General features: G+C 50.8%; 1 rRNA gene. It reads left to right on the top strand.

Annotated elements, in window-relative coordinates:
• Positions 1-1,238: 1,238 nt before the first annotated feature.
• Positions 1,239-1,857 (top strand): 16S ribosomal RNA (locus H8527_RS09610); the annotation flags it as partial.

The following is a 1,857-nucleotide window of genomic DNA, read 5'->3' as shown; positions in this document are numbered from 1 at the left end:
TAGTGTGCGCGCGTAATGCGCGCACGCGTGAGAGAGGAAGTGGAGTGGTGTAGGGTGACGACCTCTGAAGTAGTAGGATTTATCTCTGATGTAGTTTTTTCTACCTCAGAGATAGTAGGATTTATCTCTGATGTAGTTTTTTTCGCACTCTGATGGAAAATGGTGCGGATGAGGGGCAGAAAGCGAAAGGGAGGGACAATGTGCCAATACCACACAGAGGAACGATGCCGCCGAAACCAGCGTCCATACGTCGCACGGAGTCCCCGACGGGGGCTTCTCCCAATAGCCGTAGTGTGAGGAGGGCTTGCCCGACGAACCTACGGAACACAATCGTACACAGCCCTGCGTCCCCGACGGGGGCGAATATCAGACGACATTCATATTGCACCGGTAGGTGATTCGATGGTCTACCAATCTGCTGATCTACCAATCTACCAGTCTACCAGTCTACCAGCCTACTCGTCTACCAGCCTACCGGCATCCGATGGGCGTCCCCTTCGGGGGCGTTCTTTTCTATGTTGGACGTTCCGTAGGTTCGTCGGGCAAGCCCTCCTCGTCTACGGTTATTAAGAGATACCCCCTTCGGGGGCGCCCTGCGGCATGGGTGGGGTTGTGATTGTCCTTGGGGTAGTTTTTCTGTGCTACGTTCTCCCCCTCCCTCCGGGGATGCCGCAACCCACACGCAGTTCAGGGACAACATACACCCTACGACACAGAGGAACGATGCCGCCGAAAGATAAACCCAATTCCGTCTAACGGCCGATTTGGATTTAGCTCAGATGCCGTTTTGTGGCTCTTGGATGTACATCGGGGCAAAAGGGGGCAGAAAGCGGGAGGGAGGAGCGAAGGACGGGAAATTGAGCTTATGAGTGATTTCTGTCAAATAGAAGCATCAAAATCGCGGTGTTGGAACTTTTTTGAAAACTTTTCTGCGGGATTGTTTGGAGGTAACGGAAGTTTGTTGTACTTTTGCACTCGCAATCGGGACGCAAGGCTATCTTGCTCACTTCGATACGCTCTGCCGCAAGGTGGGTGGTGTGGAAGGAAAGATTGCAATATGCTCTTTGAAAGAATTACATAACAGATTGTAGAGAAGTACAAGGAACAATCAACAATGAAACAACGAATGCAATGAGCAATCGAGGTTTCGGGTAAAATGAAATTGTACCGTTCAATTCTACTCAATTTAAGGATAGGTTCTGAGCAACAAACAGAGAAACAAACAAATAATTATATTTACAATGAAGAGTTTGATCCTGGCTCAGGATGAACGCTAGCTACAGGCTTAACACATGCAAGTCGAGGGGCAGCGGGCAGAAAGCTTGCTTTCTGTGCCGGCGACCGGCGCACGGGTGCGTAACGCGTATCGAACCTACCACATACTCAGGGATAGCCTTGCGAAAGTAAGATTAATACCTGATGTTGTTTAGAGTCCGCATGGAGACTAAACCAAAGATTTATTGGTATGTGATGGCGATGCGTCTGATTAGGTAGTAGGCGGGGTAACGGCCCACCTAGCCATCGATCAGTAGGGGTTCTGAGAGGAAGGTCCCCCACATTGGAACTGAGACACGGTCCAAACTCCTACGGGAGGCAGCAGTGAGGAATATTGGTCAATGGACGAAAGTCTGAACCAGCCAAGTAGCGTGCAGGATGACGGCCCTCCGGGTTGTAAACTGCTTTAGTTCGGGAATAACGACGGGGACGTGTCCTCGGGAAGAATGTACCGAAAGAATAAGGACCGGCTAATTCCGTGCCAGCAGCCGCGGTAATACGGAAGGTCCGGGCGTTATCCGGATTTATTGGGTTTAAAGGGAGCGTAGGCGGGCTGTTAAGTCAGCGGTTAAAGAGTGTGGC

It is taken from the genome of Alloprevotella sp. Lung230 (assembly GCF_014385435.1).
Classification (GTDB): Bacteria; Bacteroidota; Bacteroidia; order Bacteroidales; family Bacteroidaceae; genus Alloprevotella.
The sequence above is the reverse complement of the archived record's forward strand: the minus strand, read 5'-3'. Positions and strand labels throughout refer to the sequence as shown.